Annotated in this window: 13 protein-coding genes and 1 pseudogene; 9 read left to right on the top strand and 5 right to left on the bottom strand. The window is 51.8% G+C overall.

Features of this window, described 5'->3' with window-relative positions; all coding sequences use genetic code 11:
- The first annotated feature begins 92 nt into the window (after window positions 1-92).
- Window positions 93-1,472: a Sapep family Mn(2+)-dependent dipeptidase gene (locus ACLQ3M_RS02625; RefSeq protein WP_411676160.1), complete on the top strand. Its 1,380-nt coding sequence runs from the start codon at window positions 93-95 to the stop codon at window positions 1,470-1,472.
- Window positions 1,473-1,484: 12 nt separating this feature from the next.
- Window positions 1,485-2,159: an HD domain-containing protein gene (locus tag ACLQ3M_RS02620; protein ID WP_411676159.1), complete on the top strand. Its 675-nt coding sequence runs from the start codon at window positions 1,485-1,487 to the stop codon at window positions 2,157-2,159.
- 8 nt (window positions 2,160-2,167) lie between these two features.
- On the opposite strand, the gene ACLQ3M_RS02615 is transcribed toward ACLQ3M_RS02620, so the two are convergent.
- From ACLQ3M_RS02615 to ACLQ3M_RS02605, 3 genes are all read right to left on the bottom strand, one after another.
- Window positions 2,168-2,908 carry a C39 family peptidase gene (locus ACLQ3M_RS02615; RefSeq protein ID WP_411676158.1) on the bottom strand — a complete coding sequence of 247 codons (741 nt, stop codon included), beginning with the start codon at window positions 2,906-2,908 and terminating at the stop codon, window positions 2,168-2,170.
- Window positions 2,909-3,059: 151 nt separating this feature from the next.
- A complete protein-coding gene (locus ACLQ3M_RS02610) occupies window positions 3,060-5,468 on the bottom strand; it encodes a GH36-type glycosyl hydrolase domain-containing protein (protein ID WP_411676157.1) in 2,409 nt (802 codons plus the stop codon).
- A gap of 103 nt (window positions 5,469-5,571) precedes the next feature.
- Entirely contained in the window at window positions 5,572-7,371 is a 1,800-nt protein-coding gene (locus ACLQ3M_RS02605; protein ID WP_411676156.1) for an aminopeptidase P family protein, read from the bottom strand.
- 147 nt (window positions 7,372-7,518) lie between these two features.
- Between ACLQ3M_RS02605 and ACLQ3M_RS02600 the strand changes: the two genes are divergently transcribed.
- Window positions 7,519-7,899: a metal-dependent transcriptional regulator gene (locus ACLQ3M_RS02600; protein WP_411676155.1), complete on the top strand. Its 381-nt coding sequence runs from the start codon at window positions 7,519-7,521 to the stop codon at window positions 7,897-7,899.
- A gap of 25 nt (window positions 7,900-7,924) precedes the next feature.
- Window positions 7,925-8,794 (top strand): CFI-box-CTERM domain-containing protein, encoded by an 870-nt coding sequence (locus ACLQ3M_RS02595; RefSeq protein ID WP_411676154.1) that lies wholly within the window; start codon window positions 7,925-7,927, stop codon window positions 8,792-8,794.
- A 52-nt stretch (window positions 8,795-8,846) separates the two neighbouring features.
- On the opposite strand, the gene ACLQ3M_RS02590 is transcribed toward ACLQ3M_RS02595, so the two are convergent.
- Window positions 8,847-9,314 carry a hypothetical protein gene (locus ACLQ3M_RS02590; protein ID WP_411676153.1) on the bottom strand — a complete coding sequence of 156 codons (468 nt, stop codon included), beginning with the start codon at window positions 9,312-9,314 and terminating at the stop codon, window positions 8,847-8,849.
- Between the two features lie 158 nt (window positions 9,315-9,472).
- Window positions 9,473-10,828, bottom strand: coding sequence for an MATE family efflux transporter (locus tag ACLQ3M_RS02585; RefSeq protein ID WP_411676152.1), 1,356 nt, complete (start codon window positions 10,826-10,828; stop codon window positions 9,473-9,475).
- 209 nt (window positions 10,829-11,037) lie between these two features.
- On the opposite strand from ACLQ3M_RS02585, the gene sigK reads away from it, so the two are divergent.
- The 5 genes and pseudogenes from sigK to ACLQ3M_RS02560 form a co-directional block, all read left to right on the top strand.
- Window positions 11,038-11,688, top strand: a complete 651-nt coding sequence (gene sigK, locus ACLQ3M_RS02580; protein WP_411676151.1) for an RNA polymerase sporulation sigma factor SigK — start codon at window positions 11,038-11,040, stop codon at window positions 11,686-11,688.
- Between the two features lie 588 nt (window positions 11,689-12,276).
- Entirely contained in the window at window positions 12,277-12,630 is a 354-nt protein-coding gene (locus tag ACLQ3M_RS02575; RefSeq protein WP_411676150.1) for an HNH endonuclease, read from the top strand.
- A gap of 687 nt (window positions 12,631-13,317) precedes the next feature.
- Complete coding sequence (locus ACLQ3M_RS02570) at window positions 13,318-18,072, top strand: RHS repeat-associated core domain-containing protein (protein ID WP_411676149.1); 4,755 nt, start codon at window positions 13,318-13,320, stop codon at window positions 18,070-18,072.
- Window positions 18,073-18,088: 16 nt separating this feature from the next.
- Entirely contained in the window at window positions 18,089-18,466 is a 378-nt protein-coding gene (locus tag ACLQ3M_RS02565) for a hypothetical protein (RefSeq protein ID WP_411676148.1), read from the top strand.
- 75 nt (window positions 18,467-18,541) lie between these two features.
- Window positions 18,542-19,001, top strand: a pseudogene (locus tag ACLQ3M_RS02560) (hypothetical protein); the annotation flags it as partial.

Here is a 19,001-nt window from a genome sequence, read left to right as displayed (position 1 = left end):
GACTGTTTTTTCGCCCTTAACCAAAACATGCTTTTTTTATCCGTTCCCTGTGATATAATAAAGTGGATAATGATGTTAGGAGGATGATTTCAGTGGTATTTGGAACAGAGATCTTGAAATATCGGGATGAGATTCTGAAAGACCTTGCCGACCTGATTGCGGTGCCCTCCGTTCGCGGAGAAGCGCTGCAGGGCAAACCGTTCGGCCAAGAACCGGCAAGGGCGCTTGCCACGGTTCTCGGCAAAGCGCAGAAAATGGGCTTAGCCGTAAAAAATGTGGATAACTACGCGGGTCACGCGGAGTACGGTTCCGGAAACGAAGTTGCCGCGGTGGCCGCCCATGTCGACGTTGTTCCCGCCGGAGAGGGATGGGACAGCGACCCGTTCACCCTGACCAGAAAAGGAAACCTGTACTTCGGGCGGGGCGCCGCCGATGACAAAGGCGCGGCCGTGGTCGCTCTTTACTGTCTGAAGGCGCTGAAGGACGCCGGGGTCAAAGGAAACCGCCGCCTTCGCGTCATATTCGGTTCCGGGGAAGAAACCGGCATGGAGGACCTGCGCTATTACTTTCAGAAGGAAGAAATGCCCGTCATGGGTTTTACGCCGGACTCCGACTACGGAATCTGCAACCGTGAGAAGGGCCTTCTCCGGCTGGATCTTCTTTCCAAAGAGAAGCAGCCGCCGGTCATCAGAGAATTGGAAGCCGGCGTCGTTTACAATGCCGTTCCCGATCACGCCCGTGCCGTCCTGTCCTGCTCCGGTCAGTCCGCGGACGCGCTGAAAGAAGCCGCGAAAACAGCACAGGGGGAATTTACGTTCGAATCCGTTCCCGACGGAATTCAGGTCGTGTCGAAGGGAAAGGCCGCGCATGCCATGCAGCCGCAGGCCGGCTTTAACGCCGCGGCCGCTCTGATTCGTCTGCTCTCGTCCGTGTTTTCACCCGCGGAGCTCGGCGGTTTCTGCTCCTTCCTCGATCGGAGCATCGGCTTTTGTTACGACGGCTCCGGCATCGGCGTGCAGCAAAGCGACGAGCAGTCCGGTCCGCTCACGCTGAATCTGGGGATTCTTCGGCTGGAGAACGGACAGGCAAAGGCCGGAATCGACATCCGCTATCCCGTCACATCCCACGGCGGCCCGATTTTCAGTGAAATCAGCCGCCGCGCGGAGGAAGCGGGACTTTCCGCCGAGTTGCTGGAAGACGGCAAGCCGCTGTACCTTCCGGGTGACAGCAAACTGATTTCCATCCTACAGGATTCGTACGCCTGCATCACGGGAAAATCGGCGGAGCTTTACGCTACGGGCGGCGGCACCTATGCGCGCGCCATGAAAGGCAACGCGGTCGCGTTCGGCCCGTTCTTCCCGGATGAGCCGGACCGCCGGCTGCATAACACCAACGAGAGCATCGACATCGACCGGTTTATGATTCACGCCCAGATCTGTCTGGAAGCGATGTACCGGATGCTGACGGCCTGACGGAGGAAATGAATGCCGAAATATACGCATATCACGTTTGAGGAAATTTTAAAAAATGATGAAATCAAGGCCTATATTGAAACCGGAAACAGAAACCTTGGGGAAATCGGATTTACGGAGCATGGGTTTCCCCACGCAAAGAGGTCCGCAAATTATGCCGGGAACATTCTGGAGCAGCTCGGCTTCGACGACCGCACCTGCGAACTGGCGCGCATCGCCGGCTACATGCACGACATCGGGAATGTGGTAAACCGGTACAACCACGCCCACAGCGGCGCGCTGATGGCCTTTAACATTCTGAACCGGATGAATATGCCGCCGGAAGAAGTCGCCCTGATTTCGGCCGCGATCGGCAACCACGACGAGGGAACGGCCGCGGCGGTCAGCCCGATCGCGGCGGCGCTGATCCTGTCCGACAAGGGGGATGTCCGCCGGACCCGTGTGCGCGACCGCGAGACCGTCACGGCGGATATCCACGACCGCGTCAATTACGCCGTCGAACACGCCGCAACGGAAATCGACGCCGAGCGAAAGACCGTGACTCTGAACATTACCATTGACACCAGCATCTGCCCCGTTATGGAGTATTTTGAAATTTTCATGACCCGCATGGTGCTTTGCCGCCAGGCGGCGCAGTATCTGGGGCTGCAGTTTGAATTGATCATCAACGAAACGCGGCTGCTGTAAACTTTCTTTTACTCCAAAACCACCGCCTGGCAGAAAAGCTGCCGGTAACGCGCTTCAAACAGGGAAAAATCGTAGCGCACCGTGCCCCGGGGATCAAGCGGGTCGCTGAACACCGCGTCGTTCCCCGAATGCCCGATCAGGACAAGACAGTGTTCGCGCGCGGGCCAGCGAAAGTACTCCTTCGTCCCCTCCAGATACCATCCGTCGCCCTCATACGGCTCTTTCATAGAAATGGTCGCCCAGACGATGACGGGGATTCCCCTGTCTATGTAATCGAACAGGTCTCCGGCCTTTGTCCCGCTCAGATTCACCGCCCGGCGGCTGAGCCTTTCGGAGGAAAAATAGCGGTTCGCCGCCTGTGTGACGACCGGAGCGAAACATCCGTATCCATCTTCAGCCGGACTGCCCGCAAATTTTTTCCATGGGTCCGGCCCAACCACGACGCCGCCCGAACGGCGGGGCAGGCCGCCGATCTGAAAATAATCCGCAAGCTCCGTCTTGGTGATTTCGCAGCCGATGTAATTCAGGACAATTGTCGTTGAAGTGATCTCGCACCCGGACGGCTGTTCCGGCATTTGCTGAATATTTTCCACCGGCAAAATCATCTCCGCTTCCCACTGGGCACGCGTTTCCACGGCGTCCGTGGTGACATGCAGCGTGTTTTGACCGCACCCGGCTGCCGGAACCAGCGCAACGGCCGGAATCAGCAGACAGACGGAGAGAAACCCGACGCGGCGGTGCTTGCGCATTTTGATTCCCCCTCACCCGATCAATCAGATCGCCCTGTTCAACCATATTGAGCAGCCGCGCGGTTCATGATTCATTTTCGGGCTGACCGGCCGAATCCTTAATAAAAAAACCTTCCGCTTGAATCGGCGGAAGGTTTTTGTTTTGCCCTGTTTATTTAGTGGGCTCCACGCCCGGCATTGTAACGACCAGCTCGTTTTCATTCTCCAGCTGACCGAACGGCACCAGACTGTCGGGAAGCGTTTCACCGTTCAACGCGATCCGAACCGGCCCCCCTTGCGCGCCGTTCGGATTTTTCACCGTGATATGCAGCCGTTTTCCCCGATAAAATTTATCAATGGTGAATTCTTTCCAATCCGACGGAACAGACGGCTGGATTAGAACGCCTTCCGCCGTGGGACGAATCCCCAGAATTCCGCGGACGCAGGCGACCATGACGGTGGAAGCCGTGCCGGTCAGCCAATGCACATGCGCCCTGCCCTTGTGAGGGCTTTGGGGCCCCTCGACAAACTGGCCGTGAACATACGGCTCCAGGCGGCGGATTTCCGCCCGGTCGTTTTGTTCGGCGGGGCTGCATTCCCGATAGTACTCATACGCCCGGTTTCCGTGACCCATCAGGGACTCGGCAAGAATCAGCCATCCCTGGGCTTGCGAAAACACCGAACCGTTTTCCTTGATGGAGGGCAGAAACAACTGCATCCGCGCGCCGTCAAACGCGTGCTCGCGGTATGGCGGGTCCATAATCACGGCCCCGTATTCCGTGTTCAGCCTTAGATGCACCGTTTCAAGAGCATTCTGCGCCCGTTCTTCGTCCGCACAGCCGCTGATGACCGACCAGGACTGCGGGTTCAGCCACAGATTGGCCTCGGGGTCATCCCGGGAACCGACCATCTCCCCGCTTTCGCGGATTCCGCGCAGATAGCGGTCCCCCTGCCAGCACACATCGTTCAGGGTCTTCCGCAGCTTCCGGGACTGTTCCTCAAGCTCCGACACGGTATCGAGGTCGTTCCTGATCCGCGCAAAATCAAGAAGAATCTGCATCGCCTGGTAAAGCTGAAACGCGACAAACACAGACTCTCCCTGTTCACCCATCCGCAGGCAGTCGTTCCAATCCGCGTACAGGCCGACCGGCAAACCATGTGCCCCGCTGTGCTCCAGACTGAACCTTACCGCCCGCCGAAGGTGCTCATAAACATCCGCTTCGCCGTGGTCCGCAAACGGAATCACTTCGTCAAGAAACCGGATGTTCCCGCTCTCGCCGATATACTGGGCAACCGTGGGAAACAGCCATAAAGCGTCGTCCGCGCGGTACGGGTCGTAATCATAGCCCGGTTCGCCCGGAAGCTTCACATGACCGGGCTCATGATGAAACCCGATGAGAGGCAGACCCGCCCCAAAGAACGTCTGCCCTGAAAACATGAAACGGATGCGCTCGAGCGCCATCTCCGGCACCAGATGGAGAATTCCCTGAATGTCCTGGACGGTATCGCGGAAGCCAAGGCCGTTGCGAAGTCCGCAGTAAGTAAAAGACGCGGCCCGCGACCAGATAAACGTGATAAAACACTGATAGGCGTTCCAGGTGTTGACCATATGATTGAAATTCTCATCCGGAGTATGTACGGAAAAGCGGCAGAGCTTTTCCTCCCAAAAATCCTTCAGCTCCTCCCACTGCGTCTCGATGCAGTGGGGATCTTCATACTCTGACAGAATCTTTTCGGCTTCGGCATCCGGGTGAACCCCCAGAACAAAGCAGAGCTGCCTTTCCTCCCCGGGTTCCAAATCCAGATCGGCCTGCAGCACGCCGGCGGAATTTCCGCCGTAATTCGGAACGTTTCCGCAGTCGCCGCGCTCCACCGCGATCGGATTCTCATAGCTTCTGTAAGGCCCGATGAATTCTTCCCGGTCGCCGCACCAGGAGGATACCGGTGCGCCCGAGAGGCCGAAAAAGCGTTCCTCCCCATTTGACCCGTCCGCATTTCTGCGGCAGAATTCGTTGTGCAGCTGAAGAACGCGGTTCCGGTGAAAGCATGTGCGGGTAACAAACTGCGTGTATTGCAAATTGACGGCATCCTGTTCATAATTGCTGTCGTTTGTAAACTCCGCGCAGCCGAACACGGAAACTGTTCTCTTCCGGTCGCCTTCATTCCGGATTTTCAGCCGCCATACCTCGTAAGTTTTGCCCAGCGGAACCAGATAAAGCGTTTCGGTCGAAATACCGGAGTAAGACGATGAAATCACGGTATAGGAAAGCCCATGACGGCACTCGCTCCGGTATAAATCCAGAGGCTTGCCGACGGGCTGCCAGGAGCCGGACCAGTAGTCCCCGCTCTCACGGTCGCGGACATAAATGTACCGCCCCGCCTGATCGGCCGGGACGGAGTTGAAACGGTACCGCAGCAGCCTGCCGTTTGCTCCCGAGCGGACAAAGCTGTAGCCGCCGGCCTGATTGGAAATGATCGCCCCGTATTCGGGCGAACCCAGATAGTTGGCCCAAGGCTCCGGCGTATCCGGTCTGGTAATGACATATTCCCTGCCGGCCTCGTCAAAATATCCATATTTCATGGGAAGTCCCCCCTTTTCAATTCGACGGCCGCCTTGCTTTTACAGCCGCCTCATCCATTATAAGGGAAGATCTTCCTTCCTACAATATGCCGAATACGAAAATTTACGAAACCTGACGATTCAGCGGACGTGTTTTCCGTTTCAGCCATTCGAGCGTTTCTCCGCCCAGCAATGGAGAAAGCAGGTGATAGACGCGGCTGTGGTACTCGTCAAGCCACGAAATTTCATCCTTTGTCAGCAGCTCCGGCAGAATGGGGGCTGTGTCGATCGGGAAACAGGTCAGGATTTCAAACCGCAGAAAGCGGCCGTACTCGTTTTCCATCCCATCGGTGACCAGCATCAGGTTTTCCGTGCGGATCCCATGCTTTCCCTCTTCGTAAATACCCGGCTCATTGGTAATATTCATGCCGCTTTTCAGAACGACGTCGTTCTTCGGCCGGATGCTCTGCGGGCCCTCGTGTACCCCGCCGAACATTCCGACTCCGTGCCCAGTGCCGCAGCGGTAGTCAATGCCGTGTTTTTGAATCTGGCCGCGGCAAACCATGTCGATGCCCCCGCCCGTTGTCCCCTCCAGGAATACGGCCGAAGCGAGAGCGATGTGGGCCTTCAGCACCCAGGTGTAGTGCCTCTTTTCTTCCTCTGTCACAGGTCCCAGGGCGAACGTACGGGTAATATCGGTCGTTCCCTCCAAATACTGCCCGCCGCTGTCAATCAGCAGCAAACCTCTTTTTTGCAGCGTTTTACAGGTTTCCTGCTTCGGCGAATAGTGCATCATGGCGGCGTTCTCCTCGTAAGCGGCGATGGTCGCGAAGCTTTCCCCTTTGTTATGCGTCTGGTGAGTTCTCGCGTCCCGCAGGAGGTCGCAAACCGTGCATTCGGTGACCGTCTCGCCCTGCTCCAGCCTTTTTTCCAGGTCGGTGCAGAACTCCGCCATGGCACAGCCGTCGCGGATATGCGCGATTCTGAAATTCTCTCTCTCCGTTCGGTTTTTTACCGCTTTCAAGCTTATGACAAGGTCGGAGCCCTTCTGAATCCGGCAGCTTGGATTTTCCTTTAGGATATGGAAAAGTTCATAATTGATGCAGTCCGGATCGACCCGCACGGTTTTCTGTCCGTCGATCTTTTCCAAGTACGGCTCGATTTCGTTATAAGGCCGAACGGTTACCCCGTTGTGTTCCAGGTATGCCGACACACCCGGCTGAAAACGGGACGAGTCGATGAAAAGGACCGCGCTGTCCTGAAAAACGGCGGCGTACGACACCGCCATCGGATTATATTCGATATCGGACGCACGAAGATTGCAAAGCCACGCGACGCACTCCAGTTTTGAATAAATCTGTCCGTCAGCCCCTTCTTTCTTCAATCCCGTGCGGACCTGCTCCAGCTTCTGCGCGCAGGAAAGGCCCGCGTACTCCTCGCCGTGCAGGTAAACCTCCGTTGCAGGAGGGAGCGGCCGATTCTTCCACAACGGAGTAATCAGGTCTGCGGAGCGGACCTGAATCCCCTTTGCGGCAAACTTATCTTTCATGGATTCCACGTCCGAAGCCGAGAGCATCCGCCCGTCAAAACCGACCGTGTCGCCCTTTTGAAGAGTTTCCAAAAGAAATTCCGGATAGGTCGGCACGCCGCCGACGCCCATGCGGAATAATTCGATTCCGCTGCCGGCAAGCTGGCGTTCCGCCTGAATAAAATATCTGCCGTCCGTCCAAAGCCCGCAGCGCCCGCTCAGAACCGCCAGGGTTCCCGCCGAACCCGTGAAACCGGAAAAATATTTTCGCGCCTGCCAGAAATCCGGCACATATTCCCCCATATGCGGGTCAGAAGATGGAATAATATATGCCGAAAGGCCGTTTTGATTCATCTGCTCCCGCAGCGCCGCTATTCTGTCCTGAATTTTCTGCATGTCTCAATCGCTTCCCATTTATCAATAATAAAAAAAGTATAGGCTCCGCGGGGCCGTCTGTCAAGAATCCGTTTCCCGCCGCACTTGTTATTTAGTCTGTGGAATGATATAATGAGCCATACGATTCCATGAACGGGAGGGTCTGGATTGAGAATACAGGAATCGGGAGAAAATTACCTTGAAACCATTCTGATTTTAAAAAACCGAAACGGATTTGTCCGCTCGATCGACGTCGCCAACGAACTGGGCTTTACCAAAGCCAGTGTCAGCCGTGCCATGAGCATTTTGAAAGAGGCCGGTCTTCTTGTCATGGAACAGAACGGAAACCTTGTATTGACCGAATCCGGCACGCAAAAGGCCGCCGCGGTCTATGAACGGCATACTCTGATCGCCAAATTTCTGGAACTGACGCTTGGCGTCGACCATGAAACGGCGGTTCAGGATTCCTGTCGGATTGAGCACATCATCAGCGAAAAAAGCTTTCAGCTGATTAAAAAATATGTGGACGACCACCGGGAAGCCGTATGAACCGCCACAGACAGGAGGATTTCCCATGAGCTATCGCTCTTTGCGCTGCCCACACTGCGGCAGGGAGCTGCAGGTTCCGGAAGACGCCGATAAAATCGTCTGCATGTTCTGCGCGCAGCCGATTGAGCTGAACTCCGTGCCCGACTCGTCCGTCCGTCTGGGCGAAGCGGTACGGCTGCTTCCGCCGGAGACCTTTTCCACCGTCATCCGCTTCGACGGGCTGAACGCGAAAAATTATCCCGGCAAGTTTGCGTCTTATCGGGATGCGGTTCGCCCCGCTCTTCTGGCTTATCTGAAGGAAGAAGCGGCCTACGGCGAAGAAGCCGCCGAGCTTTTCTCCGACGCCCTGGTCGACGGCTTCGAACAAAAAGAGAAAGCCATCCGGCAAACAGCCGCAAACGCGTTCGATCTTCGCATTTGCATCACTTCGCTCACGATTCCCGCCATACTCGATTTAAACACGCCCGCCGCGGACCGGCTGGCGGAGCTTTTCCTGAAAAAGTGGAATTCCTCCCATAAAAAGCCGCTCGGCAAAGCCACCTTCTCCACCATCCAGAGCGGATTCCGCAGCAAGCTCTGTTTTATCACGACAGCCGTCTGCACCGAACTCGGCAAAGGTGACGACTGCGAAGAGCTGCGGACCTTGCGCCGTTTTCGCGACGAATACCTGCTAAACTCCCCCGGGGGAACGGCAAAGATCAGCGAATATTACCTGTTCGCCCCCTTCATCGTCGGCGCAGTGGAAGCCTCCGGCAGGTCGAAGCCGGAATGGAACCGGGTCTATCGGAAGCATCTCCTGCCCTGCCTCTCCGCCCTGAAAAAGGACCGGCCCCGGCAATGCGAACAGCTTTATGAAAATATGATGTCCGAACTCGAGAAAAAATGGCTCAAATAAACCTCCGCCGGCTTTGCCGGCGGAGGTTTATTTTTAATGTTCATTTGCAGTGTCAAGTGGTTTCTTCCCAGTCGACGACTTCCTTAACAGCCGGATGACGCGCTTCATCCATGAGTTTCAGCATTTCAAGCGCACTGCGGAAATTCTTCGTTTTTTCCTTTTCGACCCAGGTAATGCTGCCCTGCCAGGAAGCGTTCTGCCGGAATTTAATGTGCACCAGAAAAGTAGCCCTGTCTTGCTGTAATGCCGTATCGATCTCCGATTCCATGAAGTTCTCCACCTTTCTGACAAACGTTTTCGAGTACTTGGATTCAAAACTCCGGCTTTTAAACGACGCCTGCGGAAACTGCATGCTGTCGCACAGACGATCCATTGCAAGGAGGAGTTCGGTTTCGCTGTCAAAGTTATAGACCTTTCGGTAAAAGCCGCTGTAAAGGCGTCCGGTCAGGTTGCTGTCCTGAGCACTGTCCAGAGAAACTAAAATCTGCGCAGGTGAAAGTTTTTCTTTTCTGTTTGTCATTAACATTTCTTTCACTTTCCATATTTTCCGTTTTTTTCATTATATCTGATTTTGGTTCGCTCATGGGCGCTGATTTTCGCTTAAAATCTCTTCCTGGATGAAATCCGGAAAGAAGGGAACAGATTTTCCTACAGACTTCCACCATTCTTTGGGAAGCGTTATGAATCCAACGTACGAAGAGTCGTCCGTTTTAAAAGGAAAAAGAGCAGTATGCTCGCCATCAGAGAAATCCCCTCCGCAATGGGAAAAGCATACCATACTGCTTCCAGCCCGATCTTAGACAAAAGGAAAGCGCAGGGTAACAGCACGCCGATCTGCCTCAGAAGCGAAATGATCAGGCTTTTGATTCCGTCTCCAACCGCCTGAAAAGTCGTGGAAAAGACAATTCCAAACGCAGCGGGCAAAAAGCAAAGCGATATGGTGCGCAGCGCAGGTACTCCAATTTCAAGCATCCTGTCGGACGCGTTGAAAATCAGCAGGAGCTTGTCTGTAAACAGCCAGAATCCAGCCACCCCAACCGCCATGATGGCCGCCGCAATCATACAGCCGATCCTGACGGCGCTGAGCAATCGACCCTTGTTTTTTGCTCCGTAGTTATACCCCATTACGGGCATCAGCCCCTGATTTAAACCGAAAACCGGCATAAAGACAAACGACTGCAGCTTAAAATATGCCCCGAAAACCGCAACCGCCGTCTCGGTAAAGCCGATCAGGATTGCATTCATGCCGACCACCATCGCGGAACCGGTGGACTGCATCACAATAGCGGGCAGCCCGACCGCGTAAATATTCCGGATGACGTTCCATCTGACATGAAACGACCTAAATTCAATTCTGACTTCATGCTCCCGAAAAAACAGCACCAGCAGACCGACGCACATTGAAAGGATCTGCGCGATCACGGTCGCAATCGCCGCCCCTTTCACGCCGTATGCGGGTACACCGAACAGCCCGAAAATAAAGACCGGGTCCAGCAGCATATTGCTGACAGCGCCAACCAGCTGAAAAATCATCGGAAACACCATATTGCCGGTCGCCTGCAGTATTTTCTCAATATTGATCTCAACACAGGCCCCAAAAGAATATACGCAGACAATATTCATATATACGGACCCCATGCTGACAATTTCGGGGTCTGAAGTAAAAGCGCGGAGAAACGGCCCGGATAAAAACAGGCCCACAAACAGAAAAAGCAGACCGTTCGCAAGTCCCAGCAGCAGGCCGTGCGTTGCGGCCTGGTCCGCCTCTTCTTTGCGGTTTTCCCCCAGACGGCGCGCAATCAGCGAATTCAGTCCGACTCCGGTACCCACCGCAAGCGCGATGAGCAGTGTCTGGACCGGAAAAACCAGCGATACGGCAGTCAGCGCATTTTCGCTGATCTGCGCGACAAAATAGCTGTCGACTATGTTGTATAAAGCCTGAACCATCATGGACAGGATTGCCGGAACGGACATAGAAATGATCAAGGGAAAAACGGGCATGGCGCCCATTTTATTCTGCCTAATTTCTTCCAAGTGAATTGCCCTCCTTTAAGTATCTTTTATTGTATCTGATTCCGGCAAAACTTACAACTAGTAAAAAAATAAGGTTCCGGAAAAACGGCTCCGCAGTTGTACCGGCAATAGAGCGGCAAACTGTTTCCAGAAAGATCAAAACGGACTTGCAACAATCCGTGGTCGTCCCGCATATACTGTCTGTACACGATTCCAAGGGGGCGAATACCATGTTTGGCGCATTTTTGGGGCTTGCATTTTCCGGCTTCCTTTTTCTTGTGCTTCACGTTACCGGCTCCGGTTCTTTTCCCCGTCCGTTAACAGCGCAGGAAGAAAAGGATTGCCTGGAAAAAATGAAGAAAGGGGATCAAAAAGCAAAAGCAAAACTGATTGAACACAACCTCCGGCTGGTTGCCCACATCATCAAAAAGTACTACTCCAGCTCCAGCGAACAGGATGACCTGATTTCCATCGGAACGATCGGGCTGATCAAGGCAGTCAACACATTCGACAGTTCCAAGGGCATTCGTCTTTCCAGCTATGCCGCAAGATGTATTGAAAATGAAGTGCTGATGTATTTCCGTTCTTCCAAAAAAAGCGCGCAGGATATTTCAATCAACGAGCCGATCGACACGGACAAAGACGGCAACACCTTGACGCTGATCGATATTATGGCAACGGAGGACAATATCATTGACAACCTGGACTATAAGATGAAATCCGAACAGCTGAAAAAATACATAGACAATGTTCTCACTCCCCGTGAAAGAACTATTATCCGGTTGCGGTACGGTCTGGACGGCATTGAACCGCTGACTCAGAGGGAGGTCGCGCAAAGGCTTGGAATCTCCCGTTCCTATGTATCCGGGCACGCTTATTAGAAACGAGCCCGGGAAGCCGCGTGAATACTGGATTTTTTCTTCGACAAATTTCTTTCAATTTCGTAGGGTGGAGACTCTGCTAATGTAAACAGAATCAATTTGAAACGCCGAAACCTGCATCCCACCTATAAAATTTCTCTTTTCTCTCGTGCTACCCAAAATTATAAATCTGTTGAACAACCACCCATTATAAGCGAAGATCTGTTTTCGGCCTATCAGGAATACTGTTCCGCAAACGCGCTGAAGCCTGTCTCGCAAATCCGTTTCAACCGTGAATTGGAAGCGATACAGGGGCTGTGCCGTGGGCGGGATACCGTCACCCGAAGGCATGTCTGGGTCGGCATCCGACTTTCAGAGTGACGGCTCATCCCGAACGCACCGCGAACGGACACCGAATATACCCGTGGATGGATTTTATTCAGATTTTGCCACCACCCGAACGTACCGAACGGAGTCCGCGCATTCTTTGCGTATGAACGCACCAGAGAAAAAATATGCTCAAACTCAATAAAAGGAATTAATATTCCCGCTTAAAGTCCTTCTGATCCGTCCGTGCCTGTCCCCATTTTCACCCGGAGGTGTGTCCTTATGCCCCATAAGCCGAAGAAACCCTGCGCCTTCCCCGGCTGCCCGAACCTGACCGACGGCAGGTACTGCGAAGCTCACGCTTCGCAGGCAAACCGTGAGTACAACCGATACCGCCGCGACCCCGATTCCAATAAGATCTACGGACGGCGCTGGAAAACCATCCGCGCCCTGTATCTCTCGAAGCACCCTTTGTGCGAGCGGTGCCTCAAGGCCGGACGCTATGTCCCCGCCGAGGAAGTCCACCACATCAAGCCAATCGCCGAAGGCGGCACCCATGAAGAGTCGAACCTCATGTCGCTTTGCAAGTCCTGCCACTCCGCGATTACCATCGCGGCTGAAAACAGACGCCGCTGACCCCAGGGGGGCGGTTGAATCTCTGCCGCCTTGCCTTGCGGACAGCGCGGCAGGCCTTCGCGTGCGACACGCGCGAATTCAAAAATATCAGAATTGCCCCGAAACGCTGACGCTTCGGGGCTCTGTTCATTTTGAAAAACAGGCCTGACAGGCTGTTTTTTCAAAGAGTCAGCTTTTTTCAAAAAGCGTACAGGCTGTCTGCGCGGAAAATCCCGGAGATTTTCGGGCATCTGGCAGGAGGACACGCGGGCGGCGGACCGCGACAGGGCGGGACAGGCTGCGATAGGAACGGACAAACCACGACAAAAAGAGCGGAAAAAGCGGGCACATTTTGAAAAAAAGCCGCATATACATGCAAAGACACTTTTCAAAAAAGGGAGGCGGCGCTATGCCAACGCCGATCTGATTTTGCAGGTTTTCGCCGGTTAAAAAATGCAGGAAAACAGCGGCGAGGAAATGTTGAAAAATTAGGTTTGTCCCTGCTCGAAGAGAGTGTTGACAATGTGCTTATGCGGCCCGGCACAGGGATTACTTTATCTTTCGGATATACTGTGGCACCTGTGGTAGCGGTGAAATGTTTACTATACATCCAATTACCCGGATCAAACAAATGTCTATCCGACAGTTGCTATTTATTTTACCAATAACGCTGGGCTGGAAGATAATTGGAGTTATCACAGGCAATCGGTGGGCCGGGCGGGCACCGGATACGTCAACGATTATTCCGGCAATCTGGTATTTACCACTCCGATTATGAGCACGACCGGCGAACGAGTACCGTTAGACTTCTTCATCACCTACAACAATTTCCGATCCGGTACGCATTTTAAGGATGGGCTAAAAGGAGATATTTACGGCTGGGGCTGGCAAAGTAATCTCAGTCAGCGTGTCGACCCTGTCAGTGAAACAGCTGGGACAAACGATATTGAAAAGGCGAAATTTAAACTCCTTGCCCAAAACGGATATAGATTTGTCTACTTGGATGAGGACGGAACCGAACACTATTTTAAGGTAGACCCCAATAACTCCGCAAGAATCATTGATGAGGATGGGCTTGGTCTTGTCATTACATCCGGCGGAGCAGGAAACGAATATTATACCATACAATATACGGACGGCTCAAAAAAGGCATTTACCAGCAGTGGCTATTTATACCGGATTTATGATAGTGAAGAAAACTATCTTACGCTTGCGTATTATGGGTCATTTATGAATCAAATTACTGACGGAGCAGGTAGAATCACCCACGTTGAATATTCGCCTTCAGGGGCGGTCACGAAGGTAACAGGTCCTGATGGAAAAGAAACAAAATTGAATTACACAGGTGGAAATCTAAGCTCCATAAATCACCCTGACGGAAAGACAATCGGCTTTTCTTATGATTCCAGTAACCAACTCCAGAAAATAACCAATGTTGACGGCACGTATATGCTATACAGTTACTATGACAGCAGCGATCCCATGGTGAAAAACCGGGTCAACGAAGCGGCGGAATATTCCGCTGCGGGAGACATCGGTAACAAAGTCACCTTTGCTTACAATGCGGATAACACTACGACCTTTAAGTATTATAAAGCCGGGCAGACCGATGCGCAGGCACAGAAGGAAACCTATACCTTTGACAGGCTTGGACGGACAACAAGCATTGTAAAAATGGACGGTTCGGCGGCGACCTATGAGTATAAGGATGAATCCGTAAAGACTGCTGAGGCAAATAAGATCACGGCGCAGGCGGCGACAAGCGTCCCGGTCAACAATCTGCTGCTGGACCACAACGCGGAAAAAGAGGACGGAACCTGGACCGGCTCCAATTGGGGATCGCCTGGCGGCGTTTTCAGTGTAGACGATACGGTGTCTTACTTAGGAAAGAAGTCTCTCAGGATCACACAAAGTCAGGAAAATCCCCAGCGCAGCGGCGCGGTCCAGAGTCTGACGAACCTGACTCCTGGTACAGTTTATACGCTTTCGGCCTATGTGAAAACAGATCAGGTGAGGAAAACAACCGACCAAAGTAAAGGCGCCGGTATTTATGTTGCCTGTTTTAACGGAAGCACCAGTCTCGGCGTTTATGACGGAGAAGGATTTTTCGGAAGCTATGACTGGCAGAGGACTTCCCTCACGTTTACCGTTTTTGAAAACACAACTCGTGTGGAGGTCTACGGCGGTCTGCTCTATTCAAACGGCACAGCCTGGTTTGACTGCTTTCAGCTTGAGGTGGGCAGTATCGCCAATATTTATAATCTGCTGGAAAACGGAGAGTTTCGCCTGACGGAAGACAATCTTCCTGTAAGCTGGGTACCTATGAATTTCACTTCCGGCGACGGTATGGTGGCCGGCAATGTGAGAATCGGCGGCGACCCGACCCGGGACAAAGGTTTTTATCAGGAAATAGACATCAATAAAGAGGCTAACAGCATTGCCTTTATTGTATCGGCAAAGTCAACGGGAAGCTCCGTGCCGACCGGCAGGGACGGGCGCTTCTATGCGATCGATGTCGGGTTGTTTTTCACGGACGGAAGTTCACAGTATGTTGTCGTACCGTTCAATCCTGATACGAACGGAGAACAATTTACAAGCGGCCCGATTGCCGCTTCCCAGGAGAATAGTAACAAGACCATAGCGAGGGCGAGCTTTTACATTATTTACTATAAAAACGCAAACGAAGCAACCTTTAAATTCTTACAGATGAATATGGACGAAACGGGAACCACTTTTGCTTATAACAGCAACGGAAAACTGATTACATCGAAACAAAACGCGAAAAACACAAAAATATACACATACACGGATGCGCAGGAACTCAGAACCGCAAGTATTAAAAATAGCGCCGCAAACTTCGATCAAGGTTATATTTACTTCTACGATTCCGATGACAGCAACAGCTCCACGAAAAATCCGCACAGATTGGTTTCGGCCCGTTCCGCAGAGACCGGAATTGGATTCTATTATCTTTATGATAGTTACGGAAACCCAACAAATACATCTATGGGGAGCATTGGTGAAGAAGGCTATGTTTATTATGATTTCCCCTACTTGGAAACATTACAAAACTATAGCCCGGACGGAAATTATCTCACTTCCGTCTCCGACCAACGGGATAAAACGACAACCTATAACGTAGATTCCGTCACGGGTCTGACCAATTCGGTGACGGACCCAAAGGGGAACACAACGTATTATTCCTACAACACGTCAAACAATCTTTTGACGGGGGTCAGCGCGCAGAGCAGTGCGGGGACGGTTGAAGCAGCTTATGAATACGATGCGGCGGACCGGCTGAGTCAAATTACACACAATGGGTTTGCCTATACATTTCAGCGCGACGGCTATGGCAATACCACGGCAATCAACGTCGGAACGCAAAATCTGATCACCAATACCTTTGCCCCGGGCAACGGAAACCTGCAGTCTTCCGACTACGGAAACGGGTTCAGACTGGGGTATGATTATGATTCCTATGACCGTGTCATCCGGCTATGGAAAAATAACACCATCACGTATCAGTACCTTTACGATGCGCGCGGCAATTTAGCGCAAATCACCGAATATAACAATGGCGCGTATCGGTTAACAAAGTATTTTTATGATATCGGCGACCGCATGATCAAGAAATCCAATCCGGATGGCAGTGAAATACGGTATACCTATGACAACATGAACCGGCCGATAAAGTATGTTTACAACTTTGCCAATCAGCCCAGAACCGCGACCGCCGACTACGGCGTGGATTATCGCAAGCATAATACGTATCTGCTGTCGCGCGGGGAGGTCACCCATGCGTATGACAATTTGAACCGCGAATTTCATACGGATCTCAATCCGACTCCGCTGCAGGACCCCACTTTCCGTGCGGAACGCAGCTTTGTCAATGTTCTGGACGCCAAAACCACGACCCTGGTGGACACATATTACAACTACAGAAGAATCGGTGACAATAACAGCACGCTGTCCCAGTATCACTATATCTATGACGACAACGGCAATATCAGCTCGACGACGGATATCGACGGAAATGTAACCACTTATGTCTATGATCAGCTAAACCAGCTTGTGCGCGCGGACGACCAGAAGGCCGGCGTCAGCACGGTCTATACCTACGATGTCGGCGGGAATATCACGCAGGTCACAACCTACGCCTACACAACAGGCACGCTGGGAACAGAAACGGACAGCGTGGTTTATTCTTACGGCAATACGAACTGGAAGGACCTGCTGACCGGCTATGATGGGCAAAGCATCACCTACGACGCCATCGGGAACCCGCTTACCTACCGGGACGGCATGAGCTTTACATGGGAGGGCCGTCAGTTAAAAATTACCATTGTCAGCAGTCAGAATTTAGAATATACTGTGGAATATACATACGACAGCAACGGGATCCGGACCGGCAAACTGGTAAACGGAACAAAGACAACGTATTTCCTGGACGGCAGCACGATCATTGCTCAGCAGACCGACAGCGATGTGCTGTGGTTTTTGTACGACAGCGACAGGACTTTAGTCGGGTTTACCTACAACGACACAGCCTATTATTACACGAAAAACGTGCAGGGCGACGTGACCGGAATTGTTGACAGCAATGTCAACCTGGTAGCCGAATACACCTATGACGCCTGGGGCAAGCCGCTCAGCACCACCTATGAGAACGGCTATGAAGAAGTTGCCCAAGCAAATCCGTTCCGTTACAGGGGCTACTACTACGATTCCGAAACCGGACTGTATTGCCTGAGCAGCCGATATTATGACCCGCAGACCGGGAGATTTCTGAATGCGGACGCGCAGATCGGGGCAAACCAGGACATCAGGGACTATAATTTATTTGTATACTGTGGCAATAATCCTGTAAACCGTTCCGATGTTGGCGGTCTGTTCTGGAAAGAGATTGGGAACTGGATCAGCAATACCGCATCAACAATTTCTAGCTGGGTAGGTTCAACTGCAACAAAGGTTTCCAATTGGGTCGGCACAACCGCATCGTCTATTAAGACTTGGGTTGCATCAAGCGTTACAGGTGCTCTTGTGGGAAATGCGGTGGTATCGGGGATTGATACAGCAGCAGAAAAAGCCGCAGCCGCAGTTAAAACCACAGAATCATATTGGAAACCATCGACGTTAGTAAATGCACGAAATACGCATGTAAGAGTTACCGTTCCCAAGAGCAGTGCCCCGGCAATCAAGGCGGCCCAAAAAATATCAAAGGCTGGCGTTTTATCATTGGGTCTCCTGGCTGGCGACATTTATAGCGATGCACAATCTTATTCTGGTGGAAACCTCGAAGCGGCTATTGGCATTGATACTGGGGCGTTTGTAACTTCTTTCCTTATTGGAGCAGCAATTGGTACAGCAGCTTTACCGGAATTAGTGGTTTTCGGACTTACTTTGGGCGTTGGATACCTCATAGCACAAGGCAGTGAAAAGATCAAAGAAGAGTATTTGAATTAATCGGGGAGTTCTTTTAATGTATATACCTACCTATTTGCCCTATCCTGTTTTGGGAGGATTGCTTGCACTTGGTTTTATAACAATGTTATATACTGTAATAAAATATCATAGGAATTATAGTATCTCGTATAATTTAGCTTTTGCTTTAGCAGCAGTTTCGCTTTTATTAATGTTATTGGGTGAAACATTAAAAGAATTTCATATTTTTTTATATTTGGAACATATAATTTATATATTTGAAATAATAACTTTCATGCCTATTCTATTTCTTGCTCTTAAGGATGGATTACCCAAAGCATTGAGAGACCCGCTTTTACGTAAACTATTCTTGATCGGTGGAATAGTGATAGTAATTTGTATTATAGTGGTTGTTGTATCCATTAGATTTTTTTAAAGAGATTTTATAATTCAATAAAAGAGGCTGCTGTAAAGCGATTTAAAACATCGTCTTGCGGCAGTTTTTTGTTCGATGAAACGTGGAAATAGTACTAAAATGATGCTTACCTACCGGGACAGCATGAGCTTTACATGGGAGGGCCGGCAGTTAAAAATTACCATTGTCAGCAGTCAGAATTTAGAATATACTGTGGAATATACATACGACAGCAACGGGATCCGAACCGGAAAACTGGTGAACGGGACAAAGACAACGTATTTCCTGGACGGCAGCACGGTCATCGCCCAGCAAACCGACAGCGACGTGCTGTGGTTTTTGTATGACAGCAACAGGACTTTAGTCGGGTTTACCTACAACGACACAGCCTATTACTACACAAAAAATGTGCAGTGCGACGTGACCGGCATCGTTGACAGCAATGTCAACCTGGTAGCCGAATACACCTATGACGCCTGGGGCAAGCCGCTCAGCACCACCTATGAGAACGGCTATGAAGAAGTTGCCCAAGCAAATCCGTTCCGTTACAGGGGCT

The sequence above is a fragment of the Caproicibacter sp. genome, from assembly GCF_046707225.1.
In the GTDB taxonomy this organism is placed as follows: Bacteria; Bacillota; Clostridia; order Oscillospirales; family Acutalibacteraceae; genus Caproicibacter.
The sequence above is the reverse complement of the archived record's forward strand: the minus strand, read 5'-3'. Positions and strand labels throughout refer to the sequence as shown.